The organism is Pseudomonas sp. GM102 (assembly GCF_000282555.1).
Lineage (GTDB): Bacteria > Pseudomonadota > Gammaproteobacteria > Pseudomonadales > Pseudomonadaceae > Aquipseudomonas.
Window position 1 is genome coordinate 77,521 of the sequence record NZ_AKJB01000088.1, and the last position, 17,882, is coordinate 95,402.

At 59.7% G+C, this 17,882-nt stretch carries 14 protein-coding genes; 9 read left to right on the top strand and 5 right to left on the bottom strand.

Going from position 1 to position 17,882, the window contains the following annotated elements; translation table 11 throughout:
• Positions 1-74: 74 nt before the first annotated feature.
• The 4 genes from rsmA to PMI18_RS07765 are packed head-to-tail and all read right to left on the bottom strand — an operon-like array spanning position 75 to position 5,986.
• Positions 75-893 carry a 16S rRNA (adenine(1518)-N(6)/adenine(1519)-N(6))-dimethyltransferase RsmA gene (gene rsmA, locus PMI18_RS07780; protein ID WP_007904269.1) on the bottom strand — a complete coding sequence of 273 codons (819 nt, stop codon included), beginning with the start codon at positions 891-893 and terminating at the stop codon, positions 75-77.
• Complete coding sequence (pdxA, locus tag PMI18_RS07775; RefSeq protein WP_007904271.1) at positions 890-1,879, bottom strand: 4-hydroxythreonine-4-phosphate dehydrogenase PdxA; 990 nt, start codon at positions 1,877-1,879, stop codon at positions 890-892. The genes rsmA and pdxA overlap by 4 nt, the downstream gene beginning before the upstream one ends.
• On the bottom strand, positions 1,876-3,192 hold the full coding sequence (gene surA / locus PMI18_RS07770; RefSeq protein WP_033036752.1) for a peptidylprolyl isomerase SurA: 1,317 nt from the start codon (positions 3,190-3,192) through the stop codon (positions 1,876-1,878). The genes pdxA and surA overlap by 4 nt, the downstream gene beginning before the upstream one ends.
• Positions 3,173-5,986, bottom strand: coding sequence for an LPS-assembly protein LptD (locus tag PMI18_RS07765; RefSeq protein WP_007904274.1), 2,814 nt, complete (start codon positions 5,984-5,986; stop codon positions 3,173-3,175). The genes surA and PMI18_RS07765 overlap by 20 nt, the downstream gene beginning before the upstream one ends.
• A 130-nt stretch (positions 5,987-6,116) precedes the next feature.
• Here PMI18_RS07765 and PMI18_RS07760 point away from each other — a divergent pair, with 130 nt between their 5' ends.
• From PMI18_RS07760 to PMI18_RS07750, 3 genes are read left to right on the top strand one after another with little or no spacing between them, the layout of a single operon-like run.
• Positions 6,117-7,136: an aminoglycoside phosphotransferase family protein gene (locus PMI18_RS07760; protein WP_007904276.1), complete on the top strand. Its 1,020-nt coding sequence runs from the start codon at positions 6,117-6,119 to the stop codon at positions 7,134-7,136.
• Positions 7,133-7,804, top strand: a complete 672-nt coding sequence (murU, locus tag PMI18_RS07755) for an N-acetylmuramate alpha-1-phosphate uridylyltransferase MurU (protein WP_007904277.1) — start codon at positions 7,133-7,135, stop codon at positions 7,802-7,804. Before PMI18_RS07760 ends, murU begins: the two co-directional genes overlap by 4 nt.
• A gap of 1 nt (position 7,805) precedes the next feature.
• Positions 7,806-8,573 carry a TerB family tellurite resistance protein gene (locus PMI18_RS07750; RefSeq protein ID WP_007904279.1) on the top strand — a complete coding sequence of 256 codons (768 nt, stop codon included), beginning with the start codon at positions 7,806-7,808 and terminating at the stop codon, positions 8,571-8,573.
• 131 nt (positions 8,574-8,704) lie between these two features.
• Here PMI18_RS07750 and PMI18_RS07745 read toward each other — a convergent pair whose 3' ends face one another.
• Positions 8,705-9,694: an alpha/beta hydrolase family protein gene (locus PMI18_RS07745; protein WP_007904281.1), complete on the bottom strand. Its 990-nt coding sequence runs from the start codon at positions 9,692-9,694 to the stop codon at positions 8,705-8,707.
• Between the two features lie 73 nt (positions 9,695-9,767).
• On the opposite strand from PMI18_RS07745, the gene PMI18_RS07740 reads away from it, so the two are divergent.
• From PMI18_RS07740 to PMI18_RS07715, 6 genes are all read left to right on the top strand, one after another.
• Positions 9,768-12,164: a PAS domain-containing sensor histidine kinase gene (locus tag PMI18_RS07740; RefSeq protein ID WP_007904283.1), complete on the top strand. Its 2,397-nt coding sequence runs from the start codon at positions 9,768-9,770 to the stop codon at positions 12,162-12,164.
• Between the two features lie 118 nt (positions 12,165-12,282).
• Positions 12,283-12,924 carry a response regulator gene (locus PMI18_RS07735; protein ID WP_177319035.1) on the top strand — a complete coding sequence of 214 codons (642 nt, stop codon included), beginning with the start codon at positions 12,283-12,285 and terminating at the stop codon, positions 12,922-12,924.
• 336 nt (positions 12,925-13,260) lie between these two features.
• Positions 13,261-14,385, top strand: a complete 1,125-nt coding sequence (locus PMI18_RS07730) for an ABC transporter ATP-binding protein (RefSeq protein WP_007904290.1) — start codon at positions 13,261-13,263, stop codon at positions 14,383-14,385.
• A gap of 50 nt (positions 14,386-14,435) precedes the next feature.
• Positions 14,436-15,479, top strand: coding sequence for an ABC transporter substrate-binding protein (locus PMI18_RS07725; RefSeq protein ID WP_007904291.1), 1,044 nt, complete (start codon positions 14,436-14,438; stop codon positions 15,477-15,479).
• Positions 15,480-15,685: 206 nt separating this feature from the next.
• Positions 15,686-16,933, top strand: a complete 1,248-nt coding sequence (locus tag PMI18_RS07720) for an ABC transporter permease (protein WP_007904292.1) — start codon at positions 15,686-15,688, stop codon at positions 16,931-16,933.
• A 12-nt stretch (positions 16,934-16,945) separates the two neighbouring features.
• On the top strand, positions 16,946-17,770 hold the full coding sequence (locus PMI18_RS07715) for an ABC transporter permease (RefSeq protein WP_007904293.1): 825 nt from the start codon (positions 16,946-16,948) through the stop codon (positions 17,768-17,770).
• Positions 17,771-17,882 lie beyond the last annotated feature (112 nt).

The window sequence follows — 17,882 nt, forward strand, 5'->3', positions numbered from 1 at the left end:
GATAGAACTCAGTCTAGGCCAAGTATCGGGTAGTAAACCAGAGTGGCGTCCTACCCGATAGCGCTCATCGCCTTTCAGTCGGTGGCAGGCTTGTGTAGGACTTGTTCGCTGAGCTTGTCGGCCAGACGAACGAAGGCCGCCAGATCGAGCTGCTCGGGGCGTAGGCTGCCATCGACGCCGGCGGCTTCGATTTCAGCGTTGCTCAGCAACAATTTCAGCGTGTTGCGCAGGGTTTTACGGCGCTGGTTGAAGGCTTCGCGCACGACGCGCTCCAGCAGTTTGTGATCTTTGGCTGGATGCGGGAGTACTGCGTGAGGGACCAGCCGCACGATGGCCGAATCGACTTTCGGCGGCGGATTGAATGCGCCCGGGCCGACGTTGAACAGATGTTCGACCCGGCAGTGGTACTGAACCATGATCGACAGGCGACCCCAGTCACCGCCACCAGGCCCCGCCGCCAGACGCTCGACCACTTCTTTTTGCAGCATGAAGTGCATGTCACGAATCAGGCTTGCGTTGTGCAACAGATGAAAAATCAGCGGCGTAGAGATGTTGTACGGCAGGTTGCCAACCACTCGCAAACTGTTCGGCGCGGCGTTCAGGCTGTTGAAGTCGAACTTCAGCGCGTCGCCCTGATGCAGGTGGAAATTGCTCTTGCTGGCGAACTGCTGGTTGAGGATCGGGATCAGGTCCTTGTCCAGCTCCACTACGTCCAGTTGTGCGCCGCTGTCGAGCAGGCCTTTGGTCAATGCACCCTGGCCCGGGCCGATTTCCAGCAGACGGTCTTCGGGTTTGGCGTGAATGGAACGCAGGATACGGTCGATAACGCCGGCATCGTGCAGGAAGTTCTGGCCGAAGCGCTTGCGCGCCCGGTGTTGGTAATGCTCGGTCATAAACGGGTCTCGGCCATCTGGTAGGCGGTTTCCAGGGCGACTTGCAGGCTGCCGGTGTCGATTTTGCCGCTACCGGCCAGATCCAGGGCGGTGCCGTGGTCGACCGAAGTGCGGATGATCGGCAAGCCGAGGGTCACGTTGACTGCCGCGCCGAAGCCTTTGTATTTCAGCACGGGCAGGCCCTGGTCGTGGTACATCGCCAGCACCGCGTCGCAGTGCTCCAGATATTTGGGGGTAAACAGAGTGTCGGCGGGCAGGGGGCCGCGAAGGTCCATGCCCTCGCCGCGCAGGCGCTCTAATGTAGGTTCGATGATGTCGATTTCTTCATGGCCCAGATGACCGCCTTCACCGGCGTGCGGGTTAAGCCCGCAAACCAGGATGCGTGGCTGGGCGATGCCGAATTTTTCTTGCAGGTCGGCGTACAGGATCCGCGTGACCCGCTCCAGGAGCTCCGGTGTGATTGCATCGGCAATCTCGCGAAGGGGCAGGTGAGTGGTCACCAATGCCACGCGCAAGCCGCGGGTGGCGAGCATCATCACCACTTGCGCGGTATGAGTCAGGTCAGCGAGAAATTCCGTGTGCCCGGAAAAGGCGATTCCGGATTCATTGATCACGCCCTTGTGTACAGGTGCGGTAATCATGCCGGCGAAATCCCCGTCCAGGCAGCCTTGGCCAGCACGCGTCAGGGTTTCCAGAACGAAAGCCGCATTGGCCTTGTCCAGTTGCCCGGCGATGACCTTGGCGTTAAGCGGCGTATCCCACACATACAGGCTGTTGGCCGGGGCCGGAGTATCTGGCCAGCTGTCCGGCGTTACCGGCAGCAGATCGACAACCACGCCCAGCTGCGCGGCCCGCTCGATGAGCAGGTCGCGGCTGGTAATGGCAATCAGAGGGTGTGGCTGGGCTTGCGAGGCGAGCAGCAGGCACAGGTCAGGACCTATGCCGGCCGGTTCGCCGGGGGTCAACGCGAAACGCTTGGGTTTCACTGCGTTGCCTGGTCTGCACCAGGGAGCTTGATTTCTACATACGCTTCGTCACGGATCTGACGCAGCCAGGTTTGCAGCTCTTCATCGTATTTGCGGTTACGCAGTACGGTCATCGCTTGCTGTTCACGGGCCTGGGTAGTGCTGTCGGTGGCGCGGCGGCCAAGGACTTCCAGAACGTGCCAGCCATATTGAGTCTGGAACGGCTTGGACAGCTGACCTTGTGGGGTCTTGGCCATCACTTCGCGGAATTCAGGCACCAGTGCATTCGGGTCGATCCAGTTCAGGTCGCCACCGTTGAGGGCGGAACCCGGATCTTCCGAGAAGCTTTTCGCCAGCTCGCCGAAATCTTCGCCCGCTTCGATTCGGGAGTAGAGCGAATCAGCCAGAGCCTTGGTTTTTGCTTCGTCGCGGATCGGGCTTGGTTTTACCAGGATGTGACGCACATGCACTTCGTCACGCACCTGGGCTTCGCCGCCACGCTTGTCGAGGATCTTCAAAATGATGAAGCCGCCCGGGGTACGCATAGGCTGGGTCACGTCACCCACTGCCATGGTGCCCAGCAGGCGATCAAACGGAGGTGGCAGTTGGGCGGCTTTACGCCAGCCCATGTCGCCGCCTTCCAGTGCGGTCTCGCTGGCGGATTTGGCGATTGCCAACTGACCGAAGTCAGCGCCTTGCTTGAGCTGCTGGTAAACCGCGTCGGCTTGTTTGGCGGCATTCTGAATCGCGTCGGAGTTGGCGCTTTCCGGCGTAGGAATCAGGATGTTGGCCAGACGGAACTCTTCGGACAGCTGCATCTTGCCCAGGTCGGACGCCAGGAAGTTCTTCACTTCCTGCTCGGACACCTGGATGCGTTCAGCTACACGGCGCTGACGTACACGGCTGATGATCATTTCGCGGCGGATCTGGTCACGAGCGTCGTCATAAGACAGGCCGTCGCGAGACAAAGCGGAGCGGAATTGTTCGATCGACATGTTGTTGCGCTGGGCAATGGTGCCGACAGCCTGGTTCAGTTCTTCATCGGTAATGCGGATGCCGGAACGCTCGCCGATCTGCAATTGCAGGTTTTCGACGATCAGACGCTCGAGCACCTGCTGATCCAGCACGCCCGCAGGCGGTACGGCAGCACCGCGTTTGGCGATGGTTTGCTGAACTTCGTGAACGCGCTGGTCCAGTTGGCTCTGCATGACCACGTCGTTGTCGACGATAGCCACCACTTTATCGATGGACTGTACCGCGGCGTTGGCCGCGGTACCCAGGAACAGCGCGCCCAGCATCAGCGGGCGCAGACAATCAGAAAGCTTGGTCTTCACGTTCACGATAACCTTGGATGCCTTTGTCGAGGAAGCTCTCTACCTTGGCGCCAGTGAGGCCGCCGAGTCCCTTCAGAACAATTTGGAGGAAGACGCCGTGGTCGCCTTTTTCGTTTTCCGGGGCGTTCTGACTGAACTCGTCATAGCTGACCCAGTAACGGTTGATCAGGCGCAATTTCCAGCAGCAGTTGTCGTATTCGAAACCACCGAAGGCTTCCAGAGTACGGTTGCGGTTGTAGTCATACTGCCAGCGGCTGATGGCGTTCCACTGCGGCACGATCGGCCAGATCACCGAGAAGTCGTGCTGCTTGATCTTGTAGTAGTCCTTCACGTAGCCAGGAGTGCCCGGAGTACCGTAGTCACCGCCGCCTACCGACCATTTACCGGTGTTCTGGTCATAACGAACCTGGTCATTGCGATAGCGATAACCGGCGTTGATGACCTTGTTCGGGTTGTCTTCAGGCTGGTAGTGGAACATCGCGCTGCCCGAGCGAGGGCTGCGGCTGTCCGGGTCCCAGTTGTAATCGGCGGTGGTGCGCCAATCGCGGTTCCAGCGGTATTCGTATTCCAGTGCATAAGGCGAAACATTGGCTTGTGCATCGTCACGGGTTTTTGCATCGATACCCGGCAACTGGACTTCGCGGTCCTTGAAGTACAAGGCCTGGCCGACGCTGATGCGTTGACGTTCGAAGCCGTTTTCTTCGATCCAGCGGTTGGTCACGCCCAGCGACAGTTTGTTCTCGTCGCCGACACGGTCGGAGCCGGAGAAGCGGTTGTCGCGAAACAGCGAGGCGTAGTTGAAGGTGTATTCGCTAGTATCGAAGACAGGGATGTCTTCCTGGTTAGTCTCTGGAACATAGAGATAGAACAGGCGCGGTTCCAGGGTCTGGCGATAGTTCTTGCCGAACCATTGGGTGTTGCGATCGAAGTACAGGCCGCTGTCGATGCTCGCGATCGGTACGCCGCGATGTTGGCTGCTGCCGAACTCACCACCGACGTAATCGGTGCCTGCGGCCGCTGCTGCTTCTTGCTGAGCAACGATTTGATTCTTGCCGATGCTGTCCAGGTCCAGTTGATACTGGGTGTACTGATATTTCAGAGACGGCTTCAAGAACCCATAGGTCCAGTCCAGTGGCAGACTGACGCCCGGCTTGAGATTCAAACGGTCGCCGGTAGCGCGAACCAGGCCGGTCACGTTGTTATCAAGTCGTGATGCGACGGAGCCATCTTCGTTTACGAAGTTGCCATTTTTCAAGTCACGGTCGAACCGGACGATTTCAGTCTCGTAATCGAAATCCAGACCTTCGGGATGATACGGCAGCTGGCCATTGAACGTGATCTGCGGCAAACGATCATACGGCGTGATGTTCGAAACGGTCGCCAGCTGATAAGCCTGGGCATTCAAACGAGCGGTATAGCTGTCGCCACGATAGGTGACAGAACCCTGCTGGTTCACGTAATCGGAGCTCTTCACACCAATCTGCTCAGACTGCAGATCCTGGAAGTAATACGGATCGCTGATCTTGGTGTAATCGACTTGGGTAAAGACGCGCGAGTCGAGGCCACCCTTGTGCTGCCAGTTGTACATGTAGCGGGTTTTTTCGTAGTCGGTCTGCTTGCTGCGCTCGGTTTCCTCGTCGTTGAGGTAGGCAGCGCCGAACTGACCTTCGCTGGACTTGGTGAGGTAGCGGAATTCGCCCTCCATCAACAGGCCACGGTTGCTCATGTAGCGCGGATACAACGTGGCGTCGTAGTTCGGTGCCAGGTTGAAGTAGTACGGGGTGAGCAGCGTGAAGCCGGTATCGCTGCCAGTGCCGATGCTCGGGGGCAGGAAGCCGGACTGGCGACGGTCGTCGATCGGGAAATAGATGTACGGCGTGTACAGAACCGGAATGTCCTTGACCCGCAGCGTCACGTTGGTCGCAGTACCGAAACCGGTCGCCGGGTTCAAGGTGATGTTGTTGCCCTTGAGTTGCCAGGCGTTGCTGTCCGGTTCGCACGTGGTGTACGTACCATCCTTGAGACGGATGATCGCGTTCTCGGCACGCTTGGCGTACAACGCGTTACCGCGGATACGCGATTTGTGCATCACGTATTCGGCGTTGTCGACCTTGGCTTCACCGGTGTCGAGCTGCACATCGGCGTGGTCGCCCACGATCAGTGCGCCATTGTCGCGAATGCGCACGTTGCCGCTCAGTTCTCCACGGCTTTCGGCCTGGTACAGGTTCGCTTCGTCGGCTTCGGCCTGCATGCTGCCCTGACGCATGACCACGTCACCGGCCAGGGTCGCTACCTGCTCCTCCTGCTTATAGCGAGAGGCCTTGGCACCGAGAAAGGTTGGAGCGTCACTTTTATTCGTCTTGTCATTCATGCCAGGACGAATCGGTTCGATATAGGAACCAGAGCAGTAAGGACCGGTTTCGGCCAATTGCGCTGCAGTGAGCTTCTCGCGCGGAACCCAGTCGAGGTGGCTGTAGTCTTCACTACGCGACTTCAGGCCGCGGCCCTTGGACTCGGTAACCAGCACTGGTTTGGCGCCGGTGTCTGCGCTGGAGCCGGTGTCTGCCGCGGCTTCACCAGTGGCGGAAACTGCGCTGCCGTCATGGACGGGGCGTGGCGGCAATGCAGCAGCCGGCGCCTTTGGCGCACAGTCCCAGGCACCCGAAGCAGAGACTGAGCAGTCATACTGTTCCGCGGCGACCACGAAGGAAGTGGCTAGAGGTTGCAGGGCCAGCAGACTGCCGGTAACCAACAACGGAAATTTTTTACGAAACGCGGGGGATTTCAATGCCATCTTATTAGTCCGGGCTTCCTGCGTGCCATCTGCCCGCGGTGTGGGCCGCACGCCTCTCGATGGTCTGAAAAAGATGCTGGATAATAAAGCATGACCCGCTTGACGGCTAGCGCCGTCGGAGACCCTTGCAATGCCTGACCAAGATGTACGTTTGCAACACCTGAAAGTTTGGCTCGATGAACAGTTGGCTATCCTCTTTGCAGAACAAGGTTGGGGCGCTGTGCCCCCGGCCACGTTGACTGCGGCCAGTAGCGACGCGAGTTTTCGGCGCTATTTCCGCTGGGAAGGCGCAGGCCGAAGTTTCGTCGTGATGGACGCGCCGCCGCCCCAGGAAAACTGCAAACCCTTCGTGGATATCGCTTTTTTGCTGGCGAAATCCGGAATAAATGTGCCGAAAATTTATGCCGAAGACCTCGATCGTGGTTTTCTTTTGCTCAATGACCTGGGCAACAAGACTTATCTGGACGTGATCGACAGCGAAAACGCCGACGATTTGTTCAAGGATGCCCTGCAAGCGCTGCTGGCTTTCCAACAGTTGCCGATGGTGGCGCCGCTGCCAAGTTATGACGTGGCACTGCTGCGTCGCGAGCTGGAACTGTTTCCCGAGTGGTACGTGAAACGTGAGTTGGGCATCGAGTTCGACTCGGCGCAGCAAACACGTTGGCAGCAGGTCAGCGACCTGCTGATCGACAGCGCTCTGGCTCAGCCCAAAGTCCTGGTGCATCGCGACTACATGCCGCGCAACCTGATGCTTAGCGAGCCGAATCCCGGCGTGCTGGATTTTCAGGACGCGGTTTACGGTCCTGTGACTTACGACGTGACTTGCCTGTTCAAGGACGCCTTCCTCAGCTGGCCTGAAGAGCGTGTGCGTAGCTGGCTGGAGGATTACTGGCAGCAAGCCGGCGCACTCGACATCCCGGTTCAGCCCGACTTTGAAGATTTCCTGCGCGCCAGCGACCTGATGGGCGTGCAACGCCACCTGAAAGTCATCGGCATCTTCGCCCGTATCTGCCATCGCGACGGCAAGCCGCGCTACCTTGGCGATGTGCCGCGCTTCTTTGCTTATATAGACGCGGTCATCGCCCGTCGCCCTGAACTGGCTGAGCTGGGTGAGTTGCTGGCCAGTCTGCGTGCTGGAGCGACTGCATGAAGGCAATGATTCTGGCCGCGGGTAAAGGCGAGCGCATGCGTCCGCTGACCCTGACCACGCCAAAACCGCTGGTTCGCGCCGGCGGAGTGCCTCTGATCGAGTATCACCTGCATGCCTTGGCGGCTGCCGGGTTTACCGAGATAGTGATCAACCATGCCTGGCTCGGTCAGCAGATCGAAGATTATCTGGGCGATGGCTCGCGGTATGGCGTGAGCATTCAGTACTCGGCGGAAGGTGAGCCGCTGGAGACCGGTGGCGGTATTTTCCGTGCGTTGCCGTTGTTGGGTGATGAGGCCTTTGTGGTGGTCAATGGTGATATCTGGACTGACTACGATTTCAGCGTGTTGCATCAGCCCATCGCCGGGCTCGCTCATTTGGTGCTGGCGGACAACCCGGCTCATCATCCGAGCGGGGATTTCACCCTGCTCGATGGTCAGGTGCAGGACGGTCGGGCGGATACATCGACCCTGACCTACAGTGGTATTGCCGTGCTGCACCCGCAGTTGTTTGACGGATGCTCGGCCGGTGCCTTCAAGCTTGCGCCGCTGCTGCGCAAAGCCATGGCTGACGGGCAAGTGACCGGCGAACGCCTGAATGGGCATTGGGTGGATGTCGGCACCCACGAGCGCCTGGCTGAAGTAGAAACTCTGATAGAAGCGAGACGCTGACATGTTGTGGCCAGGGACTCTGATTGGAGCCGGAGCGGGCTTTGCCATAGCCAGCATTCCGGGGGCCATGCTCGGTGCTTTATTGGGACAGGCGCTGGACCGGCGCTTGCACCTGCAGAGCTGGGCTCATTTATGGGAAAAATTCGGTGGGCGCTCGGTGCTGCGCAACGATGAACTGCTGTTCGTGTTGCTGGGCCGATTGGCCAAGAGTGATGGACGGGTAGTGGATGGCCACATCCAGCAGGCGCGGCAGGAAATGCGCTCGCTGGAGATGACCGAATCGGCGCAACGTCGCGCGATTGCGGCGTTCAACCGTGGCAAGTCGGGACATGACCAGTTGCGTGGTTATCTGCGACGCCTGAGTACTCAGCCCTATGCGGCGGAAGGTGTGTTGCGTGCCTGTTGGCGGATGGTCTGGGCCGATGGCCGCGCCGGTAGCAGTGAGCGCGAGCTGATTGCCCAGTGGGGCAAATGGTTGGGCTGGACGTCGCATCAGGTGCAGGCGCTGGCCAGCGATTACGAGCCGCAGAAGCGACCGTTGGTCAACAGCGCGATCACGTATCAGGATGCCTTGCGACTGTTGGGAGTGTCTGCCACGAGTGAGCCGGCACAGATCAAGCACGCCTATCGACGCCTGCTCAGTCGGCATCATCCGGACAAGATTGCCGGCAGCGGTGCGACGGCGTTGCAGGTTCGCGAGGCGACGGACAAGACTCGCGAGCTGCATACCGCTTACACATTGATTCGTGAGCGGCGGGATTTTCGGTAGCAGGGTGGAGTTGTGTTGCAGTGCTATCGCCTTCGCGGGCAAGCCTCGCTCCTACAGGTTTTATGATCGCCGGGCGCGACATCTAACCTGTAGGAGCGAGGCTTGCCCGCGAATGGGGACGACTCGATCTATCAGTCCGCCGCCGGCTGCGGATTCAACCACCCGCGCACCCGACGAACCAACTGCTCTTGTTCTGCCTTGGCATTTGGCAGCGCCTTGAGCGATACCTGACTGAACCCCGAAGTTTTCAAGCGCTTGCTGGCCTGCAAGCGTTCCAGCGCCGCGTTACGATCCCCCTGTTTATCCATATAGAAGATATCTGCGGTAGGCAGCTTCAAGGTGGGTGTGAGCTCAGCAAGCCCCGGTTTTGCTGTAACAGGCGTCTGGGCGGCGACCATCACCAGCTTCTCTACTTGCGATGGCTGCTTCTCGCTCAGATAACGCGCGGCCCAGTAAGCGCCGGTACCATGCCCCAACACGACGATACTGCGAGCGCTTTGCTGTTCGGCGTAGGCGATGGCTGCATCGATGCGCGCGAAGATTCGCTCGGCGTCGGCTTTGGCCTGTTCTTCGGTGGTTTCGACGATGGCCTTGTCGGCCACGTCCGCTTCGCCGCCGGCCGCCTGTTCGATGGGCGCCGCCGTCGTGGAATCTTTGCTGCCGGCATCAGGCGTTATGGGCGCTGGCGCCACTTCGACGATGCGTGGCGCAATGGCTTCGCTTTGCAGGTCCGGCAAGGTGATACTCAGGCTGCTCCACTCGGCGTCCGGCAATTTACGGCGCAATGGGCTGATCGCTTGCGGCCAGTCAACGGTTTCACCGGCGCCCGGGATGATAATCACCGCGCCTTTGGGGTCGGCGGTATTGGCCGGTTTCCACAAGGCGAGAAAGTTGTCGGTGCCGGCTTGCAGTTGTTGCTGTTCCTGCGCCGGAATTTTTCGCTCAAGTGCTGCCGCTTCTTCCTGACTACGCTCAAGCAGCGGCTGGCGTTCAACCGGTTTTTCTTCTGCGGGTTTTTCCGCAGCGGCAGGTGCCGGGTCAGCCGCCTCGACGGAAAACGCGCAAGGCAGGATCAACGACAGGCACAATGCTGGCAGTGCCAGGCGGTAGACAGGGGGCATCGGATATTCCAGGCCAGAAGTTATTCCGGCAGCCTAATGGGTTGGTCAGTATTTGTCAGTGTGTGAGACTTCGATGATGCATTTTCGCTGCCTGTGGGTTATCGGCTGTTTATGGTTTCCCTTGATGGGCTGGGCGGCGCCCGCGCCACCGGCGCACGTCGTGCAGCTGTTGCCAGCGCAACAGCAATGGCTGGCGCAGCATGGCGAGTTGCGGGTCGGCGTGGTGTTGCAAACGCCTTATGCCCAATACGATCGCCGCTTGCAGCGCCTGTCCGGGGTTAACGTCGAACTGATGAAGTGGCTGGCCAAGGCCCTCAAGGTTGAACTGAGCTGGCGTAATTATCCTGATCTTGCGCAATTGGAAGCCGCGGCGCGTGAAGGCGACATCGATATCGCGCCAGGTCTGACGCAAACCCCCGCGGGATTGCGGCTTTGGCAATTTTCCGACCCTTACATGCGGGTGCCGCAACTGGTGGTGAGCGACCAGAAAAGCACCGGTGCGGTAGAGCTGGAAAAACTCGACAGCCAGACCCGCGTTGCCGTGCGCATGCCCAGCGTCACCGCCGATTATTTGCGCAGCACCTATCCGCATCTGAATCTGCAAGGCGTGCCTCTGGAGCGCCAGGCGCTGCAACTGTTGTTGAGTCAGCAGGCCGGTTACGCCGTGGTCGATGAAGCGCAGTTCGGGCGTCTGTCTGCCGAGCCTGAGTTCTCCGGGCTGGCCGTGGTGGGCGATATCGGTTTCCCGCAACTGCTGCGAGTGGCCACGCGCCGGGACTGGCCGGAGTTGGCCGGTATCGTCGAAAGCGCGCTGCGGGCGATCCCGGCCAAGGACCTGGAGCAATTGCACAATCAATGGGTGCAACCCAAATATCCGCGACTGTCCGAGTCGCCGGGTTTCTGGCAGAACCTCTGCCTGCTCCTGGTGGTGTTGCTGCTGAGCAGCATGGCCATTGTGTTCTGGCAGCGCCGTCAACAACACAGTCTGGAGCAACGATTGCTGGCGGCGCGCGAAGACATTGCCCTGCGCGAGGCCAGCGAAGAGGCCTTGCGCCTCACGCAGTTTTCCATCGATCAGAGCACCGTCGGAATCCTCTGGGTCAACTGGGACAGCCATGTGCGCTATGCCAACCGAGCGGCCGAAACCATGCTTGGTTACCCGGAGGGCGGGATCATTGATCGGCCATTGATCGACTTCGAACCCGGCTTGCACATGGACCGCTGGCTGAGCCTGTGGAAACGCGCCCGGGCCAGTGAAGAAGGGCCGCAAAGTTTCGAAACCAATTGCGTGCGAGCCGATGGCAGTATTCTGCCGGCGGATGTTTCGTTGAGCTTCTTGCGTTTTCGCGATGGCGAATACCTGGTGGTTTATCTCAATGACGTCACTGAGCGTCGTCGTGCCCTGGCCGCGTTGCAGGAAAGCGAAGCGCGCCTGCAAGGGATCGCCGCCAACGTCCCCGGCCTGGTCTTTCGTCTGGAGCGCGCACCGGTGACCGGGCAGATCGACTTTGCCTACATCAGTGAAGGCAGCGAGAGCCTGGTGGGGTACTCGCCGGCGACGCTGGCTCATCGCGACAAAGGCTTGCGCAGCCTGGTGCATCCGGACGACAAAGCCAGTTATCACCAGACTCAGGACCATGCACTGGACACCGACAGTGACTGGTCGTGGCAGGGGCGGATTCTGACCCGTCAGGGCGAGCAGCGCTGGGCCGAGATCAAGGCCATCACTCGTCGGCTCGAAGACGGCGCCTATGTCTGGGACGGGATCGTGTGGGACATCACCGAGAGCAAGCGCATCGAACTGGAACTGGCCAGTTCCCGCGAACAACTGCGCGAGTTGTCCGCCCACCTGGAGAGCGTGCGTGAAGAGGAAAAAGCCCGCATCGCCCGGGAAGTCCATGACGAGTTGGGTCAGATGTTGACCGTGCTGAAGCTGGAAACGTCCATGTGCGAACTGGCCTACGCCCAGCTCGACCCGGGTCTGCATGAGCGCTTGAACAGCATGAAGCGGCTGATCGCTCAGCTGTTTCAACTGGTGCGCGATGTGGCCACGGCGCTACGGCCACCGATTCTCGATGCCGGGATTGCCTCGGCCATCGAATGGCAGGCCCGGCGGTTCGAGGCGCGCACGCAGATCCCGTGTCTGGTGCAGGTACCGGATAACTTGCCGGTGCTCAGCGATGCCAAGGCCATCGGGCTGTTTCGGATACTTCAGGAAGCGCTGACCAATGTCATGCGCCACGCCCAAGCGCATACTGTTGAACTGACGCTGGCCCTTGAGGGCGACGAACTCTGTCTGACTGTTAGCGATGATGGCGTAGGATTTGTCGCCGCCACTGGCCGGCCGACATCCTTTGGTGTGGTCGGCATGCGTGAGCGGGTGTTGATCATGGGCGGGCAGTTATCACTTGAGAGTGAGCCGGGGGAGGGCACGACCCTGACGGTAAGAGTGCCGCTGGATGAAGCCTGATGGTTTTGTGTTGTTTGAGCTGGCGCCTTCGCGGGCAAGCCCGATCCCACAGGGGGAACGCATTCCAAATGTGGGAGCGGGCTTGCTCGCGAATGATCTTGGCTCTGACATAAGAAGAATGGAGAAGAACGTGATCCGTGTACTGGTAGCCGAAGACCACACCATCGTTCGCGAAGGCATCAAGCAATTGATCGGCCTGGCCAAGGACTTGCTGGTGGTAGGGGAGGCGAGCAATGGTGAACAGTTACTTGAGGCCTTGCGCCATGTTCCCTGCGAAGTGGTGTTGCTGGATATCTCCATGCCAGGGGTCAACGGCCTGGAGGCGATTCCGCGGATTCGCGCCTTGAACAATCCCCCGGCGATTCTTGTGTTGTCGATGCATGACGAAGCGCAAATGGCCGCTCGGGCGTTGAAGGTTGGCGCCGCAGGCTATGCGACCAAGGACAGCGATCCGGCATTATTGCTGACGGCAATCCGCAAAGTCGCGGCGGGCGGGCGATACATCGACCCGGACCTGGCCGACCGCATGGTCTTTGAAGTCGGCCTGACTGATTCACGGCCGTTGCACTCGTTGCTGTCGGAGCGTGAATTCTCGGTCTTCGAACGCCTGGCCCAAGGCGCCAACGTCAACGACATCGCCCAACAACTGGCCCTCAGCAGCAAAACCATCAGCACCCACAAGGCGCGACTGATGCAGAAACTCAACGTCACCTCCTTGGCCGAACTGGTGAAGTACGCGATGGAGCACAAGCTCCTCTGATTCTGAACACGATCCCCCGTAGGAGCGAGGCTTGCCCGCGAAGCTTTTAGCGCCAGTGAGGGCGCCTTCGCGGGCAAGCCTCGCTCCTACGGGATTGTTGTGGCATGTCCATTTGCGACATGCACACAAAGCCGCTTTTGCCTGTTTTTGTGGCTTGCAGCTCACCGCCTGTCGCTATCACCAATCGACATATCCATCCCCGCCATCCTTGTAGGGCAATCCCTACCCCCAATCTTCCATCCGGCTGAGGCGATTCTCTCCTGCGCCCCGATTTGCGCCCCTCCCAGCGTCCACTAGGCTTAGTCCACAGCAGTCATCAATAACAAAGGTGTGGGTATGAGCCAGGTCGATTCAAGCGCAGGGGCCAATGACATTCTGGTCAGCTTTCGTGGAGTGCAAAAGAGCTACGACGGCGAGAACCTGATCGTCAAAGACCTCAACCTGGATATTCGCAAAGGCGAATTCCTCACCTTGCTCGGGCCGTCCGGCTCCGGCAAGACCACCAGTCTGATGATGCTCGCCGGTTTCGAAACACCGACCGCCGGCGAGATTCAACTGGCCGGGCGCTCCATCAACAACGTGCCGCCGCATAAACGCGACATCGGCATGGTGTTCCAGAACTATGCATTGTTTCCGCACATGACCGTGGCCGAGAACCTGGCGTTCCCGCTGACCGTACGCGGCTTGAACAAAAGCGACGTCAGTGACCGGGTCAAACGTGTTTTGAGCATGGTTCAGCTCGACACCTTCGCCCAGCGCTATCCGGCACAACTGTCCGGCGGCCAGCAACAGCGTGTGGCCCTGGCCCGTGCGTTGGTGTTCGAACCGCAACTGGTGCTGATGGACGAACCCCTCGGCGCACTGGACAAACAACTGCGCGAACACATGCAGATGGAAATCAAACACCTGCACCAGCGTCTCGGCGTGACCGTGGTCTACGTGACCCACGACCAGGGCGAAGCCCTGACCATGTCCGACCGCGTTGCCGTGTTCCATCAGGGTGAGATTCAGCAGATCGCGCCACCGCGCACACTCTACGAAGAGCCGAAAAATACTTTCGTCGCCAACTTCATCGGCGAGAACAACCGCCTCAACGGCCGCTTGCACAGCCATACCGGCGATCGCTGCGTGGTCGAGTTGGGTCGCGGTGAAAAGGTCGAAGCGCTCGCAGTCAACGTCGGCAAGACCGGCGAACCCGTCACGCTGTCGATTCGCCCGGAGCGCGTGAGCCTCAATGGTTCGAGCGAGTCCTGCGTCAACCGCTTCTCAGGGAGGGTGGCGGAATTCATCTATCTGGGCGACCACGTCCGGGTTCGCCTGGAAGTCTGCGGCAAGACCGACTTCTTTGTGAAACAACCGATTGCCGAGCTCGATCCCGCGCTGGCTGTCGGCGACGTGGTACCGCTTGGCTGGCAGGTCGAACACGTTCGCGCGCTCGACCCACTTTTAGAGGCGCATTGATCGCCCCCCTGCTTCACCAACACCAACCCTGCACGTGGAGAGAACAATAAATGTTGAGATCCCTGAAATTCACCGCTTTGGTCATGGGCATGATCGGTGCGGCACACGCAATGGCGGCGGGCCCGGACCTGACCGTGGTGTCCTTTGGCGGGGCGAACAAAGCCGCGCAGGTAAAAGCCTTTTACGCACCGTGGGAAGCGGCGGGCAACGGCAAGATCGTTGCGGGCGAATACAACGGTGAGATGGCCAAGGTCAAAGCCATGGTCGACACCAAGAGCGTGTCCTGGGACCTGGTGGAAGTTGAATCGCCAGAACTGTCCCGTGGTTGCGACGAGGACATGTTCGAGCAGCTTGATCCGAAGTTGTTCGGCAAGACCGAAGACTACGTCAAAGGCGCCATCCAGCCATGCGGCGTGGGCTTCTTCGTGTGGTCGACCGTGTTGGCCTACAACGCTGACAAGCTGGCATCCGCACCGACCAGTTGGGTGGATTTCTGGGACACCAAGAAATTCCCGGGCAAGCGCGGCTTGCGTAAAGGCGCCAAGTACACCTTGGAATTCGCACTGATGGCTGACGGCGTTGCGCCGAAAGACGTCTACAAAGTACTGGCCGGCAAGGATGGTCAGGACCGTGCGTTCAAGAAACTCGATGAGCTCAAACCAAGCATCCAGTGGTGGGAAGCCGGCGCACAACCGCCGCAATATCTCGCGTCCGGTGACGTGGTCATGAGCTCGGCCTACAACGGCCGGATCGCGGCGGTACAGAAAGAAAGCAATCTGAAAGTGGTGTGGAACGGCGGTATCTACGACTTCGACGCATGGGCGATTCCAAAAGGTCTGGATAAAACCCGTGCTGAAGCGGCGAAGAAATTCATCGCGTTCTCGGTAGCTCCGCAGCAGCAGAAGACCTACTCGGAAAACATCGCCTACGGCCCGGCCAACACCCAGGCCGTGCCGTTGCTGTCCAAGGATGTCCTGAAAGACATGCCGACCACCCCGGAAAACATCGCCAACCAGGTGCAGATCGACGTCAGCTTCTGGGCTGACAACGGCGAGCAACTGGAGCAGCGTTTCAATTCCTGGGCTGCCAAGTAAGACCACCCCGTGGGCTTACCCACTCTTGTAGGAGCGAGGCTTGCCCGCGAAGACGTCAGCACATTCAACATTAATGTTGGCTGACACAGCGCCTTCGCGGGCAAGCCTCGCTCCTACAGGGGTGATGCGTAGTTATCAAGAACAGAGGTGGCCTTGCGGTCACGGAATGCCGCCTCTGTAACGATCAAAGATTTCCGGAGTACGCCATGGCCACCGCCATTCCCCTGAACGCGGGCACTGACCCCACCTTGAAGCAGCGGCTCAAGCACGCCGAGCGGATCAACCGCTGGAAAGCACAAGCCTTGATCGCGCCGTTGGTGCTGTTTCTGTTGCTGGTGTTCCTGGTGCCGATCGTGGCGCTGCTCTACAAAAGCGTCGGTAACCCCGAAGTGGTCGGCGCCATGCCGCGCACCGTGGCGGCCATCGCCAGTTGGGACGGCCGAGGCCTGCCGGCAGAGCCTGTGTACAAGGCCGCCAGCGAAGACCTCGCCGAAGCCCGCAAGAATCAGACCTTGGGCGACTTGTCCAAGCGCTTGAACATGGAGCTGGCCGGCTACCGTAGCCTGTTGACCAAAACCGCACGCGCCTTGCCGTTCGCCACCGAGCCGACTTCCTATAAAGAAGCGCTCGAAGCGCTGGACGAGCGTTGGGGCGATCCGGCCTATTGGCAGGTCGTGCGCCGCAATACCAGTAATGTGACGCCTTATTACCTGCTGGCCGCTGTCGACCACCGTATCGACGACCTCGGCGAAGTGGCCCCGGCCACCCCCGATCAGGCAATCTACCTCGATATCTTTGCCCGGACCTTCTGGATGGGCCTGATCATCACCGTGATCTGCCTGGTGCTGGCCTATCCGTTGGCTTATCTGCTGGCGAATCTGCCATCGCGGCAAAGCAACCTGTTGATGATTCTGGTGCTGTTGCCGTTCTGGACCTCGATTCTGGTGCGGGTCGCCGCGTGGATCGTGTTGCTGCAATCGGGCGGTTTGATCAACAGCGGTCTGATGGCCATGGGCATTATCGATAAACCGTTGGAGCTGGTGTTCAACCGCACCGGGGTCTACATCTCGATGGTGCACATCCTGCTGCCGTTCATGATTCTGCCGATCTACAGCGTGATGAAAGGCATCTCGCCGACTTACATGCGCGCGGCGATTTCCCTTGGCTGCCACCCGTTCGCCAGTTTCTGGCGGGTATATTTCCCGCAAACCTATGCCGGTGTCGGCGCCGGTTGCCTGTTGGTGTTCATCCTCGCCATCGGCTACTACATCACCCCGGCGTTGCTGGGCAGCCCGAACGATCAGATGGTCAGTTATTTCGTCGCCTTCTACACCAACACCAGCATCAACTGGGGCATGGCGACCGCGCTCGGTGGGCTGTTGCTGCTGGCGACGGTGGTGCTTTATCTGATTTACAGCTGGCTGGTGGGCGCCAGTCGCCTGCGCCTGAGCTAAGGGGAGAATGAAATGCTGAGTCCTTATATGTCGCCCATCGAACGGGTGTGGTTCTACGGTTTGCGGATTCTCTGCGGCTTGATTTTGTTGTTCCTGATCCTGCCGGTGCTGGTGATCATTCCGCTGTCGTTCAACTCGGGGAGTTTTCTGGTCTATCCGCTGCAAGGCTTCTCACTGCACTGGTACCAGGACTTCTTTGCTTCGGCGGAATGGATGCGTTCGTTGAAGAACAGCATGATCGTGGCTCCCGCGGCGACCGTGCTGGCGATGATCTTCGGTACGCTGGCAGCGATCGGCCTGACCCGGGGCGATTTCCCGGGCAAACCGCTGGTGATGGCGCTGGTGATTTCGCCGATGGTGGTGCCGGTTGTGATCATTGGTGTGGCCAGTTACCTGACCTTTGCCCCTCTGGGGTTTGGCAACAGCTATACCTCGCTGATCGTCGTGCATGCCGTCTTGGGTGTGCCGTTTGTGATCATCACGGTATCGGCGACGTTGCAGGGGTTTAACCAGAACCTGGTACGGGCCGCTGCAAGCCTGGGGGCTTCGCCGTTGACCGCGTTTCGTCGGGTGACCTTGCCGTTGATCGCACCGGGCGTGATTTCCGGTGCGCTGTTTGCCTTCGCCACCTCATTCGATGAAGTGGTGGTGACGCTGTTCCTCGCAGGTCCTGAACAAGCGACCTTGCCTCGGCAGATGTTCAGCGGCATCCGTGAAAACCTCAGCCCGACGATTGCCGCTGCCGCGACGCTGCTGATTGCGTTCTCGGTGGTCCTGTTGCTGACGCTGGAATGGCTGCGCGGGCGCAGCGAAAAACTGCGCACCGCGCAGGTCTGACGGCCAGATGATCGTTCCCACGCTCCGCGTGGGAATGCAGCCCGGGACGCTCCGCGTCCCATCGAGAGCCGAACGCGGAGCGTCCGTTGAGGCATTCCCACGCGGAGCATGG